19 protein-coding genes are annotated in these 17686 nt (G+C 64.3%); 5 read left to right on the forward strand and 14 right to left on the reverse strand.

Annotation, left to right across the window (positions count from 1 at the left end):
- Positions 1-22: 22 nt before the first annotated feature.
- The gene (gene pnuC, locus AC54AF_RS02020) at positions 23-625 is read right to left on the reverse strand and encodes a nicotinamide riboside transporter PnuC (protein ID WP_131688919.1); all 603 of its coding nucleotides are present in this window, start codon (positions 623-625) and stop codon (positions 23-25) included.
- A gap of 229 nt (positions 626-854) precedes the next feature.
- Between pnuC and AC54AF_RS02025 the strand changes: the two genes are divergently transcribed.
- Positions 855-1610 (forward strand): substrate-binding periplasmic protein, encoded by a 756-nt coding sequence (locus tag AC54AF_RS02025; RefSeq protein WP_496635041.1) that lies wholly within the window; start codon positions 855-857, stop codon positions 1608-1610.
- Between the two features lie 5 nt (positions 1611-1615).
- Here AC54AF_RS02025 and AC54AF_RS02030 read toward each other — a convergent pair whose 3' ends face one another.
- Entirely contained in the window at positions 1616-2317 is a 702-nt protein-coding gene (locus AC54AF_RS02030) for an isochorismatase family protein (protein ID WP_207780966.1), read from the reverse strand.
- A 57-nt stretch (positions 2318-2374) separates the two neighbouring features.
- On the reverse strand, positions 2375-3241 hold the full coding sequence (locus AC54AF_RS02035; protein ID WP_496635044.1) for a pirin family protein: 867 nt from the start codon (positions 3239-3241) through the stop codon (positions 2375-2377).
- A gap of 119 nt (positions 3242-3360) precedes the next feature.
- Here AC54AF_RS02035 and AC54AF_RS02040 point away from each other — a divergent pair, with 119 nt between their 5' ends.
- Together AC54AF_RS02040 and AC54AF_RS02045 are read left to right on the forward strand one after the other, a co-directional pair.
- On the forward strand, positions 3361-4266 hold the full coding sequence (locus tag AC54AF_RS02040) for a LysR family transcriptional regulator (RefSeq protein ID WP_496635046.1): 906 nt from the start codon (positions 3361-3363) through the stop codon (positions 4264-4266).
- Between the two features lie 46 nt (positions 4267-4312).
- Positions 4313-5116 (forward strand): metallophosphoesterase, encoded by an 804-nt coding sequence (locus AC54AF_RS02045; RefSeq protein WP_496635048.1) that lies wholly within the window; start codon positions 4313-4315, stop codon positions 5114-5116.
- Positions 5117-5125: 9 nt separating this feature from the next.
- Here AC54AF_RS02045 and AC54AF_RS02050 read toward each other — a convergent pair whose 3' ends face one another.
- From AC54AF_RS02050 to bla, 3 genes are all read right to left on the reverse strand, one after another.
- Entirely contained in the window at positions 5126-5299 is a 174-nt protein-coding gene (locus AC54AF_RS02050; protein WP_496635050.1) for a hypothetical protein, read from the reverse strand.
- 11 nt (positions 5300-5310) lie between these two features.
- Entirely contained in the window at positions 5311-6519 is a 1209-nt protein-coding gene (locus AC54AF_RS02055) for an RtcB family protein (RefSeq protein WP_496635052.1), read from the reverse strand.
- 276 nt (positions 6520-6795) lie between these two features.
- Entirely contained in the window at positions 6796-7740 is a 945-nt protein-coding gene (bla, locus tag AC54AF_RS02060) for a subclass B3 metallo-beta-lactamase (protein WP_496635054.1), read from the reverse strand.
- An 85-nt stretch (positions 7741-7825) separates the two neighbouring features.
- Between bla and AC54AF_RS02065 the strand changes: the two genes are divergently transcribed.
- Complete coding sequence (locus tag AC54AF_RS02065; RefSeq protein WP_496635055.1) at positions 7826-8683, forward strand: metallophosphoesterase family protein; 858 nt, start codon at positions 7826-7828, stop codon at positions 8681-8683.
- On the opposite strand, the gene AC54AF_RS02070 is transcribed toward AC54AF_RS02065, so the two are convergent.
- Positions 8680-9207: a dihydrofolate reductase family protein gene (locus AC54AF_RS02070; protein ID WP_496635057.1), complete on the reverse strand. Its 528-nt coding sequence runs from the start codon at positions 9205-9207 to the stop codon at positions 8680-8682. The two genes, AC54AF_RS02065 and AC54AF_RS02070, sit on opposite strands and share 4 nt — an antisense overlap.
- 41 nt (positions 9208-9248) lie before the next feature.
- Here AC54AF_RS02070 and AC54AF_RS02075 point away from each other — a divergent pair, with 41 nt between their 5' ends.
- Complete coding sequence (locus AC54AF_RS02075) at positions 9249-9836, forward strand: TetR/AcrR family transcriptional regulator (RefSeq protein WP_496635059.1); 588 nt, start codon at positions 9249-9251, stop codon at positions 9834-9836.
- A gap of 7 nt (positions 9837-9843) precedes the next feature.
- Here the strand turns inward: AC54AF_RS02075 and AC54AF_RS02080 are convergent, their stop codons facing one another.
- The 7 genes from AC54AF_RS02080 to AC54AF_RS02110 form a co-directional block, all read right to left on the reverse strand.
- Positions 9844-10521, reverse strand: coding sequence for a type 1 glutamine amidotransferase domain-containing protein (locus AC54AF_RS02080; RefSeq protein ID WP_496635061.1), 678 nt, complete (start codon positions 10519-10521; stop codon positions 9844-9846).
- 22 nt (positions 10522-10543) lie between these two features.
- A complete protein-coding gene (locus AC54AF_RS02085; protein WP_496635434.1) occupies positions 10544-11701 on the reverse strand; it encodes an iron-containing alcohol dehydrogenase in 1158 nt (385 codons plus the stop codon).
- Between the two features lie 81 nt (positions 11702-11782).
- Positions 11783-12391 carry a TetR/AcrR family transcriptional regulator gene (locus tag AC54AF_RS02090; RefSeq protein WP_496635063.1) on the reverse strand — a complete coding sequence of 203 codons (609 nt, stop codon included), beginning with the start codon at positions 12389-12391 and terminating at the stop codon, positions 11783-11785.
- 138 nt (positions 12392-12529) lie between these two features.
- Positions 12530-13309 (reverse strand): enoyl-CoA hydratase, encoded by a 780-nt coding sequence (locus AC54AF_RS02095; protein ID WP_496635065.1) that lies wholly within the window; start codon positions 13307-13309, stop codon positions 12530-12532.
- A gap of 202 nt (positions 13310-13511) precedes the next feature.
- The gene (locus AC54AF_RS02100; RefSeq protein WP_099378511.1) at positions 13512-14708 is read right to left on the reverse strand and encodes an acetyl-CoA C-acyltransferase; all 1197 of its coding nucleotides are present in this window, start codon (positions 14706-14708) and stop codon (positions 13512-13514) included.
- Between the two features lie 60 nt (positions 14709-14768).
- On the reverse strand, positions 14769-15266 hold the full coding sequence (locus AC54AF_RS02105) for a PaaI family thioesterase (RefSeq protein ID WP_496635067.1): 498 nt from the start codon (positions 15264-15266) through the stop codon (positions 14769-14771).
- Positions 15267-15277: 11 nt separating this feature from the next.
- A complete protein-coding gene (locus AC54AF_RS02110; RefSeq protein ID WP_496635069.1) occupies positions 15278-17677 on the reverse strand; it encodes a 3-hydroxyacyl-CoA dehydrogenase/enoyl-CoA hydratase family protein in 2400 nt (799 codons plus the stop codon).
- Positions 17678-17686 lie beyond the last annotated feature (9 nt).

Genomic DNA, 17686 nt, shown 5'->3' on the forward strand with positions numbered 1-17686 from the left:
AAAGACTTGGCTTATGGCAATATCAGGCGTCGGCAATCGTCGTGGAAGGCGCCGCAGGCGCCAGTGCCGCGCGGCGTGCCTGCACACCCCACCAGTACCAGGAAATCAGGGCATTGACCCAATAGGCCGCATACAGCACGGCCGTCAGGTGCAGGCCGCGGCTGTAGTAGAGCGGCACGGCCACGGTGTTGACCAGCAGCCAGAAGGCCCAGGTTTCGATGCGCCGGCTCATCAGCAGGAATTGCGCGATGACGCTAAAGACCAACACTGCCGAATCGATGAAGGGCGCATAGGCATTCGTAAAGCGGTGCAGCAGCATGCCGTAAATCGCCACCGAGGCGATGCCGGCCGGCACCACCCAGGCCAGGCTGCGCCAGCCCGTGCGCGTGATCGGCAAGGGCTTGCCGCTGGCACCGCTTCGCCATTGCAGCCAGCCGATGACGCAAGTGACGATAAAAAACAGCTGCAGCATCACGTCGGCGTACAGGTTGACCTGAAAAAACAGCACGGCAAACAGCACGCAGCCGGCCATGCCGATCCACCAGGAATGAATATTATTGCGTCCGGCCAGGATGATGGAGGCAGTCATCAGCACATTGGCGGCGATCTCGAGCGGGGCAGTCAAGCGGTCTTCCTTTGCGGGGCAGTGGTGGCACCGCGCCACTATAGCCGATTACACCGTGCGGTGTTCGCCGTAGCGGAAGCAAAAACAATAGGGCACGGTGGCAAAAAACGCGCCAACATCGAGGAAATGCGAACCAGATCTGCCTTCAGCGGCAACAGCCCTTGACTTCCGTGGCCAATCTGGCAAATTGAATATCCAGTTGAAACTTCAGAGTAGCTACCATATGCGCATGCGCCATCTCCTGTTTGCGGCAATGCTCGGCGTATCTGCCCTGCCCGCCGTGGCTTGCCGCATGACGATGGCGCTGGAGCAGTGGCCACCCTATGTGTACCGCGATGCCCAGGGCCGCTATACGGGCCTGGACCTGGAGTTGCTGAAAGCCATTTTCAAAGAAGCCCGCTGCACCCTGGTCACCTTGCCGGAACTGCCCACGGCGCGGCGCCAGCTGCTGTTCCAGAATGGGGGGCTGGACCTGATGCTGGCCGCGTCCGAGACGCCGGAACGCCAGTCCTATGCGCGCTTTTCCATCTCGTATCGCGACGAAGCCGTGGGCCTCTTCAGCAAATCCGGCTCGCCCGGCGGCCATCTCCAGATCGCCAGCTTCGCGCAGCTCGCGCGCGGCAAGTCGACCTTGCTGGCGCCCAAAGTGGGCTGGTATGGCGCGCAGTATGCGGCGGCCAGGCCGGCGCTGGAAAAGGCCGGCCGCCTGAATGCGTTCGGCAGCTTCCAGCAAGGCGTGCGCATGCTCGATGCGGGCCGCGCCGACCTGCTGCTGGGCGACGTGCTGGCCGTGCGCCACGAAGCGCGCCTGCAAGGCGTCGCCTTGCGCACCCTGCCCTTCCTGGCCCTGCGCGCGCCCGTGCACCTGATGTTCAATGCGCGCACGACCAGCGCCGCCGACCGGGCGCGCCTGAACGCCGCCATCACGCACCTGGAACAGCGCGGCGTGCTGGCGGCGATACGCAACAGCTACGAAGCGCCCTGAGGTGATCAGCCCTTGCTGGCCGCTTCCAGGATTTCCAGCTTCGTTTCGCGGCCATTCTTTTGCACGCCCTGCGCCTTGTCGTAGCTTTCGATCAGCGCGCGGTATGGCGGCACGATATGGTCGGTCATGATGGCGGCGAATTCCATCGCGTCGGCGCGGTTCCAGGTGCTCATCACCTCCGCCAGCACCGCATACGTATCGATCGGCACGGCACCCGCCTGCGTCACGCGCGCCATGGTGATATCGGTGGCCATCTTCGACCAGTTGCCCGAGGCGTCGATGATGGCAAACACCTTGTAGCCGGCCGCCAGCGCGCTGATGGTGGGAAAAGCCATGCATACGCTGGTGAGCGTGCCGGCGATCAGCAGGGTCTTGCGGCCCGTCTTTTCGATCGCTTCGACCCAGGCAGGATTGTCCCAGGCGTTGATCTGGCCCGTGCGCGGGATGTAGACGGCGTCCGGGTTGAAATGGTGGATTTCCGGGATCAGGGGGCCGTTCGGGCCATCGGGCACGGAAGCGGTGGTAAACGTCGGCATGTTGGCCAGGCGCGACAGCTTGGCCAGCGCCGTGACGTGACCGCGCAGCACGTGCTGCTCGATGTCGCGCACCAGCTGGAACAAGCCGCTCTGGTGGTCGATCAGCAGCATGACGGCGTCGTCGGGATCGATCATCGGTGGCAAACCTTGGAAGTTGGCGGGGGTGCTCATGGTGGTCTCCTGAAAAACCATGCCGCGGGATGCGGCATGGGTACGGCATAAAGTGGATTACGTCGCGATGCGGGCGAAGCGGCCGCTGTTGAAGTCCTCGAACGCCTGCGCGATTTCCGCTTCGCTGTTCATGACGAAGGGACCATGGCCGACGATGGGTTCGTCGATCGGCTCCCCGCTCAGCAGCAGCACCACGGCGTCGTTGTTCGCCTCGATGGTGATGCTGTCGCCATCGCGCCCGAACAGCGCCATCTGCGCTTCGCGCACCACGCTTTCGCCATTCACCAGCAGCGTGCCATGCAGGACGATCAGCGCCGTGCTCCAGCCTTTGTTCACCGGCAGCTGCGCCAGCTTGCCCTGGGCCAGGCGCACGTCCCACACCTGCATCGGCGAAAACGTGCGGGCCGGGCCATGCTGGCGATCGAAATCGCCGGCGATCACGCGCACGGAACCGGCGTCCTCCGGCAGCGCCACCGTGGGAATCGTGTCGCTGGTGATGGCCTGGTAGCCGGGCGCCGTCATCTTGTTTTTGGCCGGCAGGTTCACCCACAGCTGCACCATTTCCAGGGTGCCGCCCGACTGCGTGAAGGCAGGCGAGTGAAACTCTTCATGCACGATGCCGGCGCCGGCCGTCATCCATTGCACGTCGCCGGGTCCGATCACGCCGCCCTGGCCCGTCGAATCACGGTGCGCCACTTCGCCCTTGTAGACGATGGTCACCGTTTCAAAGCCCCGGTGCGGGTGCGAACCGACGCCGGGCGGACGGGTGCCGGGCGCAAATTCGGCAGGGCCGGCATAGTCGAGCAGCAGGAAGGGGCTCAGCTGCTTGCCATGACCGCTGTACGAAAACATCGAGCGCACGGGAAAACCGTCGCCGACCCAGTGCTGGCGCGGTGCGCTGTAGATACCTGTGACTGTGTTCATCTCGATCTCCTGTTGGGGTGTGCATGACGATGAAGACAGAGTACGCTTGCAACGATGGAGCCGGTAGACGGTAAAATATGCCATCAGCGTTCCAAAAATAGAACGACCAAGGAGACGGCATGCAGGATCTGAATGACTTGTATTACTTTGTGCAGGTGGTCGACCATGGCGGCTTCGCGCCGGCCGGGCGCGCGCTGGGCATGCCGAAATCCAAACTGAGCCGGCGCATCGCCCTGCTGGAAGAGCGCCTCGGCGCGCGCCTGCTGCAGCGCACGACGCGGCATTTTTCCGTCACCGACGTGGGCCAGACGTTTTACGAGCATTGCAAGGCCATGCTGGTGGAAGCGGAGGCGGCGCAGGAAGCGATCGAACTGACGCGGGCCGCGCCACGGGGCACGGTGCGCCTGTCCTGTCCCATCGCCCTGCTGCACTCCCTGGTCGCGCCCATGCTGGCCGGCTTCATGCGTGAACATCCACAGGTCACGCTGCTGCTGGAAGCGAGCAACCGCCGCGTCGACCTGGTGGCCGAGGGCATCGACGTCGCCATCCGCGTGCGCCCGCCACCGCTGCCCGACAGTGACCTGGTGCTGCGCGTGCTGGCCGAACGCAGCCAGTGCATGGTGGGCAGCCCGCTGCTGTTCGCCGGCGCGCCGCTGCCGAAAGCGCCGGCCGACCTGGCCGACTGGCCCAGCCTGGCCCTGGGCACGCCACAACAGCACTACCAGTGGGATTTGCACGGCCCCGATGGCGCGCGCGCCCAGCTGCGCCACACGCCGCGCTTCGTCACGGGCGACATGCTGACCCTGCGCGACGCGGCCGTGGCCGGCGTGGGCGTGGTGCAGCTGCCGACCATGATGATCACCGGGCAGGTGGCCGATGGCAGCCTGCTGCCGCTGATGGAGCAGTGGCGGCCGCAGCGCGAAATCATCCACGCCGTGTTTCCGTCGCGGCGCGGCCTGCTGCCCGCCGTGCGCGCGCTGATCGACTACCTGGCGTACAGCTTCGCCGCGCTGGAGGAGGAGTGAGGCTTTTCAGGGACGATGGCGCATTCGCCAATCGCCCGGATGCCGCATGCGTTTATTGATCTTGTCGGACCTGCACCATGAGTTATGGCGCGACGAAGCGCCGCAGGGCGACCTCGCGCTCAACCGCCCCGACGCCGTGATCCTGGCCGGCGACATCGACACGGGCGCCCGCGCCGTCGCCTGGGCCGCCACGGCGTTCGCGGGCCTGCCGGTGCTGTACGTGCACGGCAACCACGAAGGCTATGGCCACCACCTCGACAAGGTGCGCCAGGAGCTGCATGCGGCTTGCGCCAGCACGCACAACGTGCATTTCCTCGATTGCGGCACGCACGTCATCGCCGACCAGGCTGGCAACACCGTGCGCTTCCTGGGCGCCACCCTGTGGACGGATTTCCGCCTGCTGGGCGACGACACGCGCCAGGCGGCCATGCGCGACGCGGAAGCCGTCATGAACGACTACAAGCGCATCCGCCTGGCCAACATGGGCTTTCGCAAATTGCGCGCGGCCGACACGGCCATGTTCCACGCGCAGCAAAAAGCCTGGCTGGCGCGCGAACTGGCGCAGCCGTTCGATGGCTGCACGGTGGTCATCAGCCACATGGCGCCGTCGCTGCTCTCGGTCGACGATGCCTACGGCAGCGAAGGGTGTTCGCCCGCCTATGCCTCGCGCCTGGACGAGCTGGCCGCGCAGGCGGACCTGTGGGTGCATGGCCACATCCACGCTTCGCGCGATTATCGGATCGGCCAGTGCCGCGTCGTAGCCAACCCCTGCGGCTACAAGACGCGCAGCGGCACGCCGCAAAATCCCGCTTTTGATCCGAACTTCATCGTCGAGCTGCCTGCCCGTTAAACGTCCGCATCAATCCTCCGGCTTCAGACGCCCCGCCAGCCATTGCTGCAAACGGTGCTTGCCGGCCCGGCGCGCCGCGCGCGGCGATGCCTCCGACTGGTGCGCGCCGGTGCCGCCGCGCAACCTGGCGGCCGCCACCAGCCGATTGCGCGGCTTCGGCGTGGCTTTCACTTTGATCTTCATGGTTGCTCCTTTCAGCCCTTGATGCAGACGACCTGGCGCAAGGTATGCACCACTTCCACCAGGTCGCTCTGATGCGCCATGACGGCGTCGATATTTTTATAGGCAGCCGGGATCTCGTCGACCACGCCGCCATCCTTGCGGCACTCGATGCCGGCCGTCTGCTCGGCGAGGTCAAAGCGGTTGAAGCGGCGCTTCGCCTCGCTGCGACTCATGCTGCGCCCCGCCCCATGCGAGCAGGAACAGAACGATTCCGGGTTGCCCTTGCCGCGCACGATGAAGCTGCGTGCCCCCATGCTGCCGGGGATGATGCCCAGCTCGCCCTGCCGCGCCGAAATGGCGCCCTTGCGCGTCACATACAAATCCTCATTGCCATGCGTTTCGCGCGCAATGTAGTTGTGATGGCAGTTGATCGCTTCGCCATCAAGCCGGAACGGCGGTGCATGCTTCGCCAGCACGTCGAGCACGCGGCGCATCATTTCATTGCGGTTGAGCAGCGCATAATCCTGCGCCCAGTCCACCGCCTCCACGTAGTCGTCAAAGACCGTGGAGCCTTCGCTGAAGTACGCCAGGTCGGCGTCCGGCAGCTGCAGCTGGTGGCGGCGCATGTCCTTCTGCGCGGCGGCGATGAAGTAACGGCCAATCACGTTGCCGATGCCGCGCGAACCCGAATGCAGCATGATCCACACGCGCTGTTCCTCGTCGAGGCAGATTTCGATGAAGTGATTGCCGCCGCCCAGGGTGCCTGCCTGGCAGATCCACGTGCGCTCGAACTGGCGCAGCATCTTGGCGATGCCGCGGTGGCGCTCGACGATGTGCGCCAGGCGGTCGCCGAGGGGCCGCACGGCGCGCGCCTGGCGCGAGCCTTGCACGCGGCTCCATTCGTGCTGCTCGAAGCCGACGGGTACTTCCGCTTCGATGGCGCTGCGCAGGCGCGCCAGGTTATCTGGCAGGTCGCTGGCCGTCATGGTCGTGCGCACGGCATTCATGCCGCAGCCGATGTCGACGCCGACGGCAGCCGGGATGATGGCGCCGCGCGTGGGAATCACGCTGCCGACGGTGGCGCCGATGCCGGCATGCACGTCAGGCATGGCCGCCACATGCGGAAGGACGATGGGCAGGCTGGCAATATTGTGCAGCTGGCGCAGCGCCTGCGCGTCGATATCATCGGTAAAAATATGCACGGGCACCTGGGCGCCGTGCAATGTCTGATGGATGGGCATAACGTCTTCCTTGGTCTTGTCGTTATGCCGGGGTCCTGGTAAACCAAAAAACCCCGGCGAGTTTCCTCACCGGGGTTTTGAAGGACACCGGCTCGGGATCGGCAATGTGCCGATGGCCCCGAGCGTCATGCACGGGGCTAGTGGTCGTACTTGCTGCCAGCCTGCTCGAACATGGGGTTCCTTTCTTTTATCTGGTTAATCTGCACTGCGGACGATGATTCTGCACCTTATGCTGCAGTGCGTCAACCGCTTTTCATGGCGAAGACGCCAACGTTGTTATTTTGTCGCAGCCGCTTTTTCTTTCGCGATGCGGGCATCGAGCTTGGCTTCATTTTTGGCCGCGTAATGGCTGCACGCGTGCGCATCGATGAAGGGATTCGGCGTGACGCCTTCCAGCAATTGCGTCAGCTTCTGGTCGCCGCCGGAGTGGTCGGGGTGGGCCGAGATCAGGATGTCGCACGGCAGCCTGGCGAAGTCCTGCATGACGCGGCGGAAGGCCGGCGTCAGGTCCGCGTGGCGTTCATCGCCCAGGTAATGAAAATCGTCGGCCGCCACCGGCGTGAGGCTGGCGCCGAACACCACGCTCAGGCATTCCTTGCGCTCCGCATCCTCGCACGACACCCAGGTCCAGCTGGTGCTGCCCGGCGTATGGCCAGGCGTGTAGCGCGCCGTGATGCTCACGTCGCCCAGTTGCAGGGTTTCGCCATCGGCGATCTCGCGCACATTCTCCACGGCCGGCATGGGATCGATTTCGCCCGCTTGCGGGTCCATGGCGAGCACCGAGCCCGCGCGCAGCGCCTGCGCACCGAGCGGGTTGGCGACCACTTGCGCGCCGCTGTCGCGGGCCAGGGCGGCGACGCCGCCCGAATGGTCGAAATGCGCTTCCGTATTCAGGATGAACTTGATGTCTTGCAGGCGAAAGCCCAGCTCGAGGATGTGTTCCTTGATGGCGGCCACCGATTGCGGCAACGCGCCATCGATCAGGATCAAGCCTGCGCGCGTATCGATCAGCACCACACTCAAGCCGCCCACGCCCACGTAATACGTGTCGCCGTGGATGCGCGCCGGCTGCTGCGGGCGGTTCCACTGCGCCGCATACGGCGAGGCGATCGGCTGCGTCAAAGGATCGACGGCGGGCGTGGCAGCATGCGCCGTCAACGGCAGCGCCATGGCGGCCAGCGCGATACTGAGCAAGGTCTTGGGAATGAAGAAAGGCGGCATGCGGCTCCAGTAATGAGTGTGCGGTATTCGATGCCACAGGGTAACGTCGCCAGCCTCGTGCGGTCAAGCGGACGGACGCGGCCACTTGCGCTACGATAGAGGCCCGTCGACTGCCGTGCGCCTTGCCGCGCCCACTGCCATGCGTTTGCTGATCCTGTCCGACCTGCACCTGGAAGTCTGGGGTGAAGACACGCCCGCCATCGACCTTGCCGCCTGCCGCCCCGACGTGGTGATCCTGGCCGGCGACATCGACACGGGCAGCCATGCCATCGCCTGGGCCGCGCGTACCTTCGACGCCCTGCCTGTGCTGTACGTGCATGGCAACCACGAAGGCTATGGCCATCAGCTCGAACGCATGCAGGACGCCGTGCGCGACGCCTGCGCCAGCGCGAATGCGCAGGGCGCCAACATCCGCCTGCTCGACGGCGACGCCGTGGAACTGGGCGGCGTGCGCTTCCTCGGCGTGACCCTGTGGACGGATTTCCTGCTGTTCGGCGCCGAGCGCCAGGAAGAAGCGCTTAACGCGGCGCAAGCTTACATGCCCGACTACAAGCGCATCAGCACGGGCGGCGACACGCCGCGCCTCTTGTGCGCGGCCGACACGGCGCAGCTGCACGCGCGGCACCGCGCCTGGCTGGAACAGCAACTGGCGCAACCCTTCGATGGCAAGACGGTCGTCATCACGCACATGGCACCCTCGATGCTGTCAGTGGAAGAGCAGTACGCAAACAACCTCGGTTCGCCCGCCTTCGCCTCGCGGCTGGACGGCCTGGTGGCGCAGGCCGACCTGTGGGTGCATGGCCACATGCACGCCTCGCTCGACTATCGCGTCGAGGACTGCCGCGTGGTGTGCAATCCGTGCGGCTACAAGCGGCCCGATGGCGCGCCCGAGAACGAACGCTACGATCCCGGCTTCATCATCGACATCGCCAGCGCGATCTAATTTTTTCGATAACGCAGCTGCGCCACGCCGCTGGGCAACTGGCGCGTGCCGTCCAGGCGCCAGTCGCTGCGCGGCAAGCCATCCTCGAACAGGCGCACGCCCTTGCCCAGCACCACGGGCAGCATGGACAAGGTGACACTGTCGATGACGCCCTCGCGCAAACCGGCGCGGATGACGGCGCCGCCATCGAGATACACGTGGCGGCACCCCTCCTCTGCCAGCTCCCGCAGCACTTCCCGCACGCTGCCTTCGCGGCGCTGTTCGCCATGGCGCGGCGCGAAGTCGCGGTGGCTCAAGACCACCACGCGCTTGCCCGCATACGGCCACGACTCAAAACCCAGCACGGCGTCATACGTGGTGCGCCCGATCAGCAGGGTATCGACCTGCTCCATCAAGGCCGTGTAGCCGGTCGCCTCGGGCGAGTCGGGCGCCAGCTCGGCCAGCCAGGACAGGTCGCCATTCTCTCCCGCGATACAGCCATCGATGCTGATGCCGAGAAAAATACTGACAAAAGGTTTTTGCATGGGTGCTCCTCCAATTAATTCTACAGTGTAGAATTATGCCCATGAAAACTCCAAAACTTCAAGTCATAGAACCTCGCGCGCGCCGCGCCGGGCGTCCGCGCCGCGCCGCGCCCGCGCTGGACAGCGCCAGCATCCTGCAGGCGGCCCTGGTCCTGCTCGAAGAGCAAGGCGAAGCGTTTTCCATGCGCGCGCTGGCGCAACGCATGGGCGTCGACGCCATGGCCGTGTATCACTACTACGCGGGAAAAGAGGAATTATTGCTGGCCTTGATGGCGCAGCGTTTTGCCGCGCTCGATCCGCGCCAGCCGCCGTTTACGCGGCGCCAGGCACCACCACGGCGTGTGCTCGCGCTGTGCGCACTGTACCTGGAACTGATCAGCGCCACGCCGTATTTCGTGCGCCTGATGGCGCGCGGACTGGTAGAACAAGCCGACGTGGCCGAGCGCTTTACGGCGCTGTTCGAGCTGGCCGTCGAGGGCCTGGAGCTGGACAGGAAAACCCGCTTGCGCGGACGCGATGCGCTCGTCGATTTCCTGCACGGCTATGCGCTGGCGGGCAGGCCAGCCAGCGAGACGCAATGGCACGCCTCGGTCGGCCTGATCCTGGCGGGCATGGCCGCCCGACACTAGCCGGGCATCATGCCAGCAGCTTGAGCAGCGCCTGCGCGGCCGCTTCCGACGATGCCGGATTCTGGCCCGTGACCAGCAAGCCATCGGTGACGGCGTACGGCTGCCAGTCGCCCAGTTTGGAATAGACGCCGCCGTTCTGCTTGAGCATATCCTCGACCAGGAAAGGCACGATGGCGCTCAGGCCGACGGCGTCTTCCTCGCTATTCGTAAAGCCCGTCACCTGCTTGCCGCGCACCAGCGGCGTGCCGTCCACCGCCTTCACGTGGCGCAGCACGCCGGGTGCGTGGCAGACGGCGGCGACGGGCTTGCCGGCGGCGATCATCTGCTCGATCAGCGCGATCGAGTGCGGGTCTTCGGCCAGATCCCACAGCGGACCATGGCCGCCCGGGTAGAACACGGCGTCAAAGTCGGCCACCTTCACGTCGGCCAGCTTGCCCGTGTTGGCCAGCACGGCTTGTGCTTCGGCGTCCTGCTTGAAGCGGCGCGTGGCATCCGTTTGCGAATCGGGCTCATCGCTTTTCGGGTCCAGCGGCGGCTGGCCGCCGTGGGGCGACACCACCGTCAGCCTGGCGCCCGCTTCCTGCAGGGCATAGTAGGGCGCGGCGAATTCTTCCAGCCAGAAGCCGGTTTTCTTGCCGGTGTCGCCCAGTTGGTCGTGCGAGGTCAGTACCATCAGGATGTTCATCTTGTTTCCTTTTATGTCAGGGTTACAGTGCTGCTTCGAGGATACGGCGGCTGCGCGCGAGGTCGATATCGCGGTGTTCGCCGAGGGAGGTCATGCCATGCGCTGCCAATTGCGTCAGTACCGCTTCCACCGCGTCCTGGCCCAGCTGATAGGCCGACAAACGGGTCGGGATGCCCAGGCCCTCAAAGAAGGCGCGGGTGCGGGCGATGGCCGCGGCTATGCGCTCGTCGTCGCTGCCCTCCGTGATGTTCCAGACACGCTCGCCATACTGTAGCAACTTCCCGCGCTTCTGCTCGCGCTGTACGTCCAGCAGTGCGGGCAGCACCAGGGCCAGCGTGCGCGCATGGTCGATGTCGTACAGGGCCGTCAGTTCGTGGCCGATCATGTGGGTGGCCCAGTCCTGCGGCACGCCGGCGCCGATCAAGCCATTCAGGGCCAGGGTGGCCGTCCACATCAGGTTGGCGCGGGTGACGTAATCGTCGGGCGCGGCGATCGCCTGCGGCGCGATCTCGACCAACGTTTGCAGCAAGCCTTCGGCAAAGCGGTCCTGCACCATCGCCTGCGCCGGATAGGTCAAATACTGCTCCGTGGTGTGCACAAAGGCGTCGACCAGGCCATTGGCCACCTGCGTGGCCGGCAAGGTAAAGGTCTTGCTGGGGTCGAGCACGGAAAACTGCGGATACAGCAAGGGACTGCGGAAACTCAGCTTGTCGTGCGTGGCTTTCTTCGTCACCACGCCGCCGCTGTTCATTTCCGACCCCGTGGCCGGCAAGGTCAGCACCGTGCCAAACGGCAGGGCGCGCTGCACGTTGGCGCCGCCGCGCTCGGCGATTTCCCACGGCTCGCCGTCGTACAGGGCGGCGGCAGCGACGAACTTGCTGCCGTCGATCACGGAGCCGCCGCCGACGGCCAGCAGGAAATCCAGCTTTTCGTTGCGCACCTGGGCGACGGCGCGCATCAGGGTTTCATAGCTGGGATTGGGTTCGATGCCGCCAAACTCCTGCACGCTGCGCTGGCCCAGCGCGGCGCGTACCTCGGCCAGGGTGCCGGTCTTTTCCGCGCTGGCGCCGCCGTACAAAATCAGCACGCGCGCATCGTGCGGCACCAGGGTGGACAATTTGGCGACAGTATCAAGGCCAAACACGATACGGGTCGGGTTATGGAATTCAAAGTTTTTCATCATGCCGCTCCTTATTATTAGACTGGTCGTCTAGAATGCGTTTCAAAAAATGCGGACGTGGTGCGTCCGCTTGCCTGCTGTCTATCGGTAATTGTCCGGCGGCAGCTGCAACATGGCCAGGGTCGCCCGCCAGGCCGTCTGCAGGGCGCTGGCATCGCGCCGCAGCTTGGTCAGCAAGGCCGCACCCAGCCACAACTGGTACAAGGTGGCGGCCATCTGCGCCGGATCGGCCACCGATGGCAAGGAATCATCTACCCGGCCGCGCGCGATGGCCAGCGCCAGCCTGGCGATGATGCGGTGGGTGCCATCGAGCAGCGCCACGCGCATCGGTTCCGACATGTCGGCCACTTCGCTGCTGAGCTTGACCACCAGGCAGCGGCAGTCACAACCGCTGCCATCGAGGCTCTCGCTGGTCCAGCTGGCCCAATACGCCATCAGCGACTGCGCCGCGCTCTGGCCCGGCTGGCCCAGCACGTCTTCCATCCCGGCCAGGTAGCCGGCGACGTAATCTTCGAGCATCGCTTCGCCAAACAATTCCTTGGACTTGAAGTAATGGTAGAACGAACCCTTGGGCACGTCGGCGGCCGACAATATCTCGTTCAGCCCCACCCCGGCAAAACCCTTGCGCGTGATGATGGCCTTGCCCTGGTCGATAATGTGCTGGCGCACGTCGGTGTATTCAGCTTTCATGCGAGGCATTGTAGCACAATTAGACCAGTCGTCTAGTTCAAATCAAACCCAGAGAGAAATTCTGGGGTCAGCCCCTCAAGGCCGCTAACGCTGAGGCTTGCACTAACGGGCGCGGGGGTCTGACCCCGCGCATTCAGCTTAGGCAAACTTCTTGAAATCCGGCTTCCTCTTTTCAAAGAAGGCCGTAAACGCTTCCTTCGCTTCGGCGCCGCCCAGCATGGCGCTGAACAGTTTGTTTTCGTCGGCGATGGCCGCCTTCATCGGCTCCATGCGGCCTTGCTTCATCAGGCGCTTGGTGGCGCGGATCGAGGCGGCTGGCAGGGCCACCAGCTTGGCGGCCTGGCCTTGCGCGAAGGTCATCAATTCGTACAGCGGCACGACTTTCGACACCAGGCCCATTTCCAGCGCTTCGCTGGCAGGGAAGGACTCGCCCAGCATCAGTTTTTCCGCCGCGCGCGGGTAGCCGGCCAGTTGCGTGAGCAGCAGGCTGGAGCCGAATTCCGGGCACAGGCCCAGCTGCGTAAACGGCATCGAGAAGCTGGCATTGTCGGCCGCGTAGACCAGATCGCAGTGCATCAACAGCGTCGTGCCGATGCCGATGGCAGGGCCGGAGACGGCCGCCACCACGGGCTTGCTGCTGCCGTACAGGGCGCGCATGAACTGGAACACGGGACGGTCATGGTCGAGCGAGCCATCCTTCGGACGCGCCGTCTTCATGAAATCGTCAAGGTCGTTGCCGGCCGTGAAAATCTCGCGCTTGCCGCAGATCAGAATGGCGCGCACGGCGTCGTCCGTCTCGGCCGCCACCAGCGCGTCGGCCAGGGTCTGGTACATGGCGCCCGTGATCGCATTCTTGCGTTCCAGGCGGTTGAATTCCAGGGTCAGGATGCCCTCGCTCTTGCTGCACAAAATATCCATGTCGTCTCCAAAAAGATAAAGGGCGCCGAGGTATCCTCAGCGCCCAAGTTTTGACTAATCTTATCTGACCACCTACGTCACGACGCCTGGCAGAAGCGTAGCGAGCGGCAGCGAGTTGTGGCCGAGACGCGCAGCTGTGCGTAGGCACAGTGAGCATCGCAGGCCGCGAATCGCAACGCGCAGTAGCTTATGCCAGGTGTCCTCAAACGCGCTCGAAGATTCCTGCTGCGCCCATGCCGGCGCCCACGCACATCGTGACCATGCCGTACTTCTGCTTGGTGCGCTGCAGCGCGTGGATCACGGTGGCCGCGCGGATGGCGCCCGTGGCGCCCAGCGGATGGCCCAGGGCGATTGCGCCGCCCATCGGGTTGACCTTCGATGGGTCCAGGCCCAGGTCGCCGATGACGGCCAGCGCCTGCGCGGCAAACGCTTCGTTCAGCTCGATCCAGTCCAGCTGGTCTTGCGTGATGCCGGCGGCGGCGCACGCTGCGGGAATGGCGAATTTAGGACCGATGCCCATGATTTCCGGCGGCACGCCGCGCACGGCGAACGAAGAGAATTTCGCCAGCGGGGTCAGGTTATGCTCGCGCAAAATCTTCTCGCTGACGATCAGCAGCGCACCGGCGCCGTCGGACATCTGCGAGCTGTTGGCGGCCGTGACGCTGCCCTTGGCGGCAAACACGGGTTTCAGTTTGGCCAGCGACTCCATCGACGAATCGGCGCGCGCGCCTTCGTCGGTGTCGACGGTGCGGCGCGAAACGTCCACCTGGCCGGTGGCCAGGTTCGGCGTACGCGTGATGATTTCGACGGGTGTCGTTTCCGCCTTGAAGAAACCGGCTTGCTGCGCGGCGATGGCGCGGCGGTGCGATTCAACGGAGAACGCGTCCTGCTGTTCGCGCGACACTTTCCACTGCTGCGCCACTTTCTCGGCCGTCAGGCCCATGCCGTAGGCCATGCCGATGTTTTCATCGCTGAACATGTCCAGGTTCATCGATGGGTGGTGGCCCATCATCGGCACCATCGACATCGATTCGATGCCGCCGGCGATCATCACGTCGGCTTCGCCCACGCGGATGCGGTCGGCCGCCATGGCGATGGCCGTGATGCCCGAAGCGCAGTAGCGGTTGACGGTCACGCCGCCGACGGTTTTCGGCAAGCCGGCCAGCAGCACCGAGTTACGCGCGATATTGAAGCCCTGCTCCGCTTCCGGGAACGAGCAGCCGATGATGGCGTCGGTGATCAATGCCGGGTCGAGGCCAGGCGCTTGCGCCAGGGCCGATTGCAGCACGCGCACCAGCAGGTCGTCCGGGCGGGTGTTTCTGAACATGCCGCGCGGCGCCTTGCCGATCGGGGTACGGGTTGCAGAGACGATGTAGGCGTCTTGAAGTTGTTTGCTCATTTTGTTCTTTCAAAGATGTTGAACGAGGTTCGTGTTCTGTCGAATGTCCGGGATGCTGGTCTATCGCTTCTGCGACAAATACCAGTCCACCGTCACCTGTGCCGCCAGCGTGCCTTCGGCGTCGAAAATATCGACTGCCACGGGAAACGCCACCTTGCCATCCTGCGCCAGCTGCGCCTTCAAGGCAGCCAAGTCGCCCGGCACCCGGCCTTCGGCGCGCGTCGCGCCCCGCGCCAGCTTCTGGTAGGCGATGCGCGACTCCTTGGCCACCGGGCGCAAGCCCAGTATCAGCTCGGCGAAGCCGCCAGCCATGGCCGCGCCGGAAGCCGTTTCGGCCAGGGTAAACAAGGCGCCCGCGTGCTGCGTGCCCAGGTGATTATTCAGTTTTGGATCTTCCGGCATCGACACCTTCGAGGTGCCGGCGCCGATGTCGTCGATGCTGATCCCCAGCAGCCGCACGAAGGGCAAGGTGTCCATCATCTGTTGTTTGATACGGTCATACACCATGCTTGGCCTCACGCGCAGCAGTACTTTAAAAACGAGGGACAGGATCGTCATCGACGTCAGGCTTAGTTGCGTACCGGCTTACCGGTCTGCATCATGCCCATGATCCGTTCCTGGGTTTTCGGATGGTTCAACAGTTCCAGGAATGCCTTGCGTTCCATATCCAGCAGCCACTGTTCGCTGACGAAACTGCCCTGGTCCACGTCGCCGCCCGATACGATCTCGGCGATCATCTCGCCCAGCTTGAAATCGTGCGCCGAAATGAAGCCGCCGTCGCGCATGTTGACCAGCTGCGCCTTGATGGTGCCCCAGCCGTAGCGGCCCGTCACCTGGATCAGCGACGGCAGTTGCGGACGGAAACCGGCGTCGAACATGGCGCGCGCTTCGACCTTGGCCACGTGCAGCAGCTCGTAGGCGTTGAACACGATCACGTCGTCTTCCTTCAAGTAGCCCATCTTCTTCGCTTCCAGCGCCGATTTCGACACGTTGGCGGTGGCCGCATTGGTGAAGCCCGTTTTCAGGAATTGCAGGATATCGTTACCCTTGGCTTCCTTGTAGGCGCGCTGCGCCGCTTCCTTCAAACCGCCGCCGGCAGGAATCAGGCCGACGCCTACTTCCACCAGGCCGATGTAGGACTCGATCGAGGCCACGCGCTTCGAGGCGTGCAGGGCCAGCTCGCAACCGCCACCCAGGGCCAGGCCAGCGACCGCGGCGATCACCGGCACGTTCGCGTATTTCAGCGACATGAAGGTGTTCTGCAGTTCGGCGATGATCGGGTCGACGGCTTTCACGCCGCCTTGCATGAACGCCGGCAGGGCCGATTGCAGGTCGGCGCCGGCCGAGAAGGCGCCGCCTTCGGCTGCGTCGGCGTGCCAGATCACCAGCCCTTTGAAGTTCTTTTCCGCTTCCGCTAATGCGAGTTTAAGTCCATTAATCACGCCTTCGCCGATCACGTGCATCTTCGTCTTGAACGAGATGATCAGGACGTCGTCACCCGTATGCCAGACGCGCACGGATTCGTCTTCAAAAACGGTGGTGCCTGCGGTTTTTCCATCCACTGCGCCGCTGCCGATGACGGGCGCGCGGAATGGCTGACGGTCATACACGGACAGGGTCGAACGCGGCACGAAGCTGTTCGACACGGCGGAGTAGGAACCTTCCGGCGTGTGCACGCCGCCCTTGTCAGCGACCGGGCCTTCGAAGACCCAGGCAGGCAACGGCGCGTTGCACAGCGCGTGGCCGGCGTCGATGTCTTCCTTGACCCAGTTGGCCACTTGCAGCCAGTTCGATGCCTGCCACGTTTCAAACGGGCCGACGTTCCAGCCGAAACCCCAGCGCATGGCGAAGTCGATGTCGCGCGCATTGTCGGCCACGGTGTCGAGGTGAACGGCGATGTAGTGGAAAGCGTCGCGGAAGATCGCCCACAGGAACTGGCCTTGCGGATTGGTCGATTCGCGCAGCGCCTTCATCTTCTTGACCGGGTCCTTTTCCTTCAGGATGCGGGCGATGATGTCGGCAGCCTTGGCGCCGCCGGCCACGTATTCACCGGTGGCGAAGTCCAGGCGCAGGATATCCTTGCCGACTTTCTTGTAGAAGCCCGCGCCGCTCTTCTGGCCCAGCGCGCCTTTTTCCACCAGCTGCGCCAGCACGGCCGGCGTCTTGTAGACGGCAGCGAACGGATCGTTCGGCAGGTAGTCCTGCATGGTCTTGATCACATGGCCCATGGTGTCGAGGCCGACCACGTCCGCCGTGCGGAAGGTGCCCGACTTGGCGCGGCCCAATTTGGCGCCCGTCAAATCATCGACGACGTCCACGGACAAGCCGAATTTCTCCGCTTCGTGCACGATGGCCAGGATGCCGAACACGCCAACGCGGTTGGCGATGAAGTTCGGCGTATCCTTGGCGCGCACAACGCCCTTGCCCAGGGTGGTGGTCAAAAAGCCTTCCAGCTGGTCGGCAATCTCGGGCTTGGTGAACTCGGTCGGGATGATCTCGACCAGGTGCATATAGCGCGGCGGATTGAAGAAGTGCACGCCGCAGTAGCGCGATTTCAGGTCGGCGTCGAAGCCTTCGGCCAGCTTGGTGATCGACAGGCCCGAGGTGTTCGAGGCGAAGATCGCGTTCGGGCCGATGTGCGGAGCGACCTTTTGATACAGGTCGTGTTTCCAGTCCATGCGCTCGGCGATGGCTTCGATGATCAGGTCGCAACCGGCCAGCAGGTCCAGGTTGTCTTCGTAGTTGGCCACCTGGATCAGCGCGGCGTCATCCTTGTTGCCCAGCGGGGCAGGCGACAGCTTTTTCAGGTTCTCGATGGCGCGCAGCACGATGCCATTCTTTGGACCTTCCTTCGCAGGCAGGTCGAACAGCACGACCGGCACTTTCGCGTTGATGCAGTGGGCGGCGATCTGCGCGCCCATCACGCCGGCGCCGAGGACGGCTACTTTTTTAACGATGAAATTGGTCATATTTTCCTC

Source organism: Janthinobacterium sp. JF4 (assembly GCF_059617925.1).

Excerpts from the sequence above, each read along its gene's own strand:
- bla (WP_496635054.1), bottom strand. The coding sequence starts at position 7,740 with ATGCCGCCTTTCTTCATTCCCAAGACCTTGCTCAGTATCGCGCTGGCC.
- AC54AF_RS02055 (WP_496635052.1), bottom strand. The coding sequence starts at position 6,519 with ATGCCCATCCATCAGACATTGCACGGCGCCCAGGTGCCCGTGCATATT.
- AC54AF_RS02030 (WP_207780966.1), bottom strand. The coding sequence starts at position 2,317 with ATGAGCACCCCCGCCAACTTCCAAGGTTTGCCACCGATGATCGATCCC.
- AC54AF_RS02040 (WP_496635046.1), top strand. The coding sequence starts at position 3,361 with ATGCAGGATCTGAATGACTTGTATTACTTTGTGCAGGTGGTCGACCAT.
- AC54AF_RS02090 (WP_496635063.1), bottom strand. The coding sequence starts at position 12,391 with ATGAAAGCTGAATACACCGACGTGCGCCAGCACATTATCGACCAGGGC.
- AC54AF_RS02070 (WP_496635057.1), bottom strand. The coding sequence starts at position 9,207 with ATGCAAAAACCTTTTGTCAGTATTTTTCTCGGCATCAGCATCGATGGC.
- AC54AF_RS02075 (WP_496635059.1), top strand. The coding sequence starts at position 9,249 with ATGAAAACTCCAAAACTTCAAGTCATAGAACCTCGCGCGCGCCGCGCC.
- AC54AF_RS02025 (WP_496635041.1), top strand. The coding sequence starts at position 855 with ATGCGCCATCTCCTGTTTGCGGCAATGCTCGGCGTATCTGCCCTGCCC.
- AC54AF_RS02100 (WP_099378511.1), bottom strand. The coding sequence starts at position 14,708 with ATGAGCAAACAACTTCAAGACGCCTACATCGTCTCTGCAACCCGTACC.
- AC54AF_RS02105 (WP_496635067.1), bottom strand. The coding sequence starts at position 15,266 with ATGACGATCCTGTCCCTCGTTTTTAAAGTACTGCTGCGCGTGAGGCCA.
- AC54AF_RS02085 (WP_496635434.1), bottom strand. The coding sequence starts at position 11,701 with ATGAAAAACTTTGAATTCCATAACCCGACCCGTATCGTGTTTGGCCTT.
- AC54AF_RS02045 (WP_496635048.1), top strand. The coding sequence starts at position 4,313 with ATGCGTTTATTGATCTTGTCGGACCTGCACCATGAGTTATGGCGCGAC.
- AC54AF_RS02110 (WP_496635069.1), bottom strand. The coding sequence starts at position 17,677 with ATGACCAATTTCATCGTTAAAAAAGTAGCCGTCCTCGGCGCCGGCGTG.
- AC54AF_RS02080 (WP_496635061.1), bottom strand. The coding sequence starts at position 10,521 with ATGAACATCCTGATGGTACTGACCTCGCACGACCAACTGGGCGACACC.
- AC54AF_RS02035 (WP_496635044.1), bottom strand. The coding sequence starts at position 3,241 with ATGAACACAGTCACAGGTATCTACAGCGCACCGCGCCAGCACTGGGTC.
- AC54AF_RS02050 (WP_496635050.1), bottom strand. The coding sequence starts at position 5,299 with ATGAAGATCAAAGTGAAAGCCACGCCGAAGCCGCGCAATCGGCTGGTG.
- AC54AF_RS02095 (WP_496635065.1), bottom strand. The coding sequence starts at position 13,309 with ATGGATATTTTGTGCAGCAAGAGCGAGGGCATCCTGACCCTGGAATTC.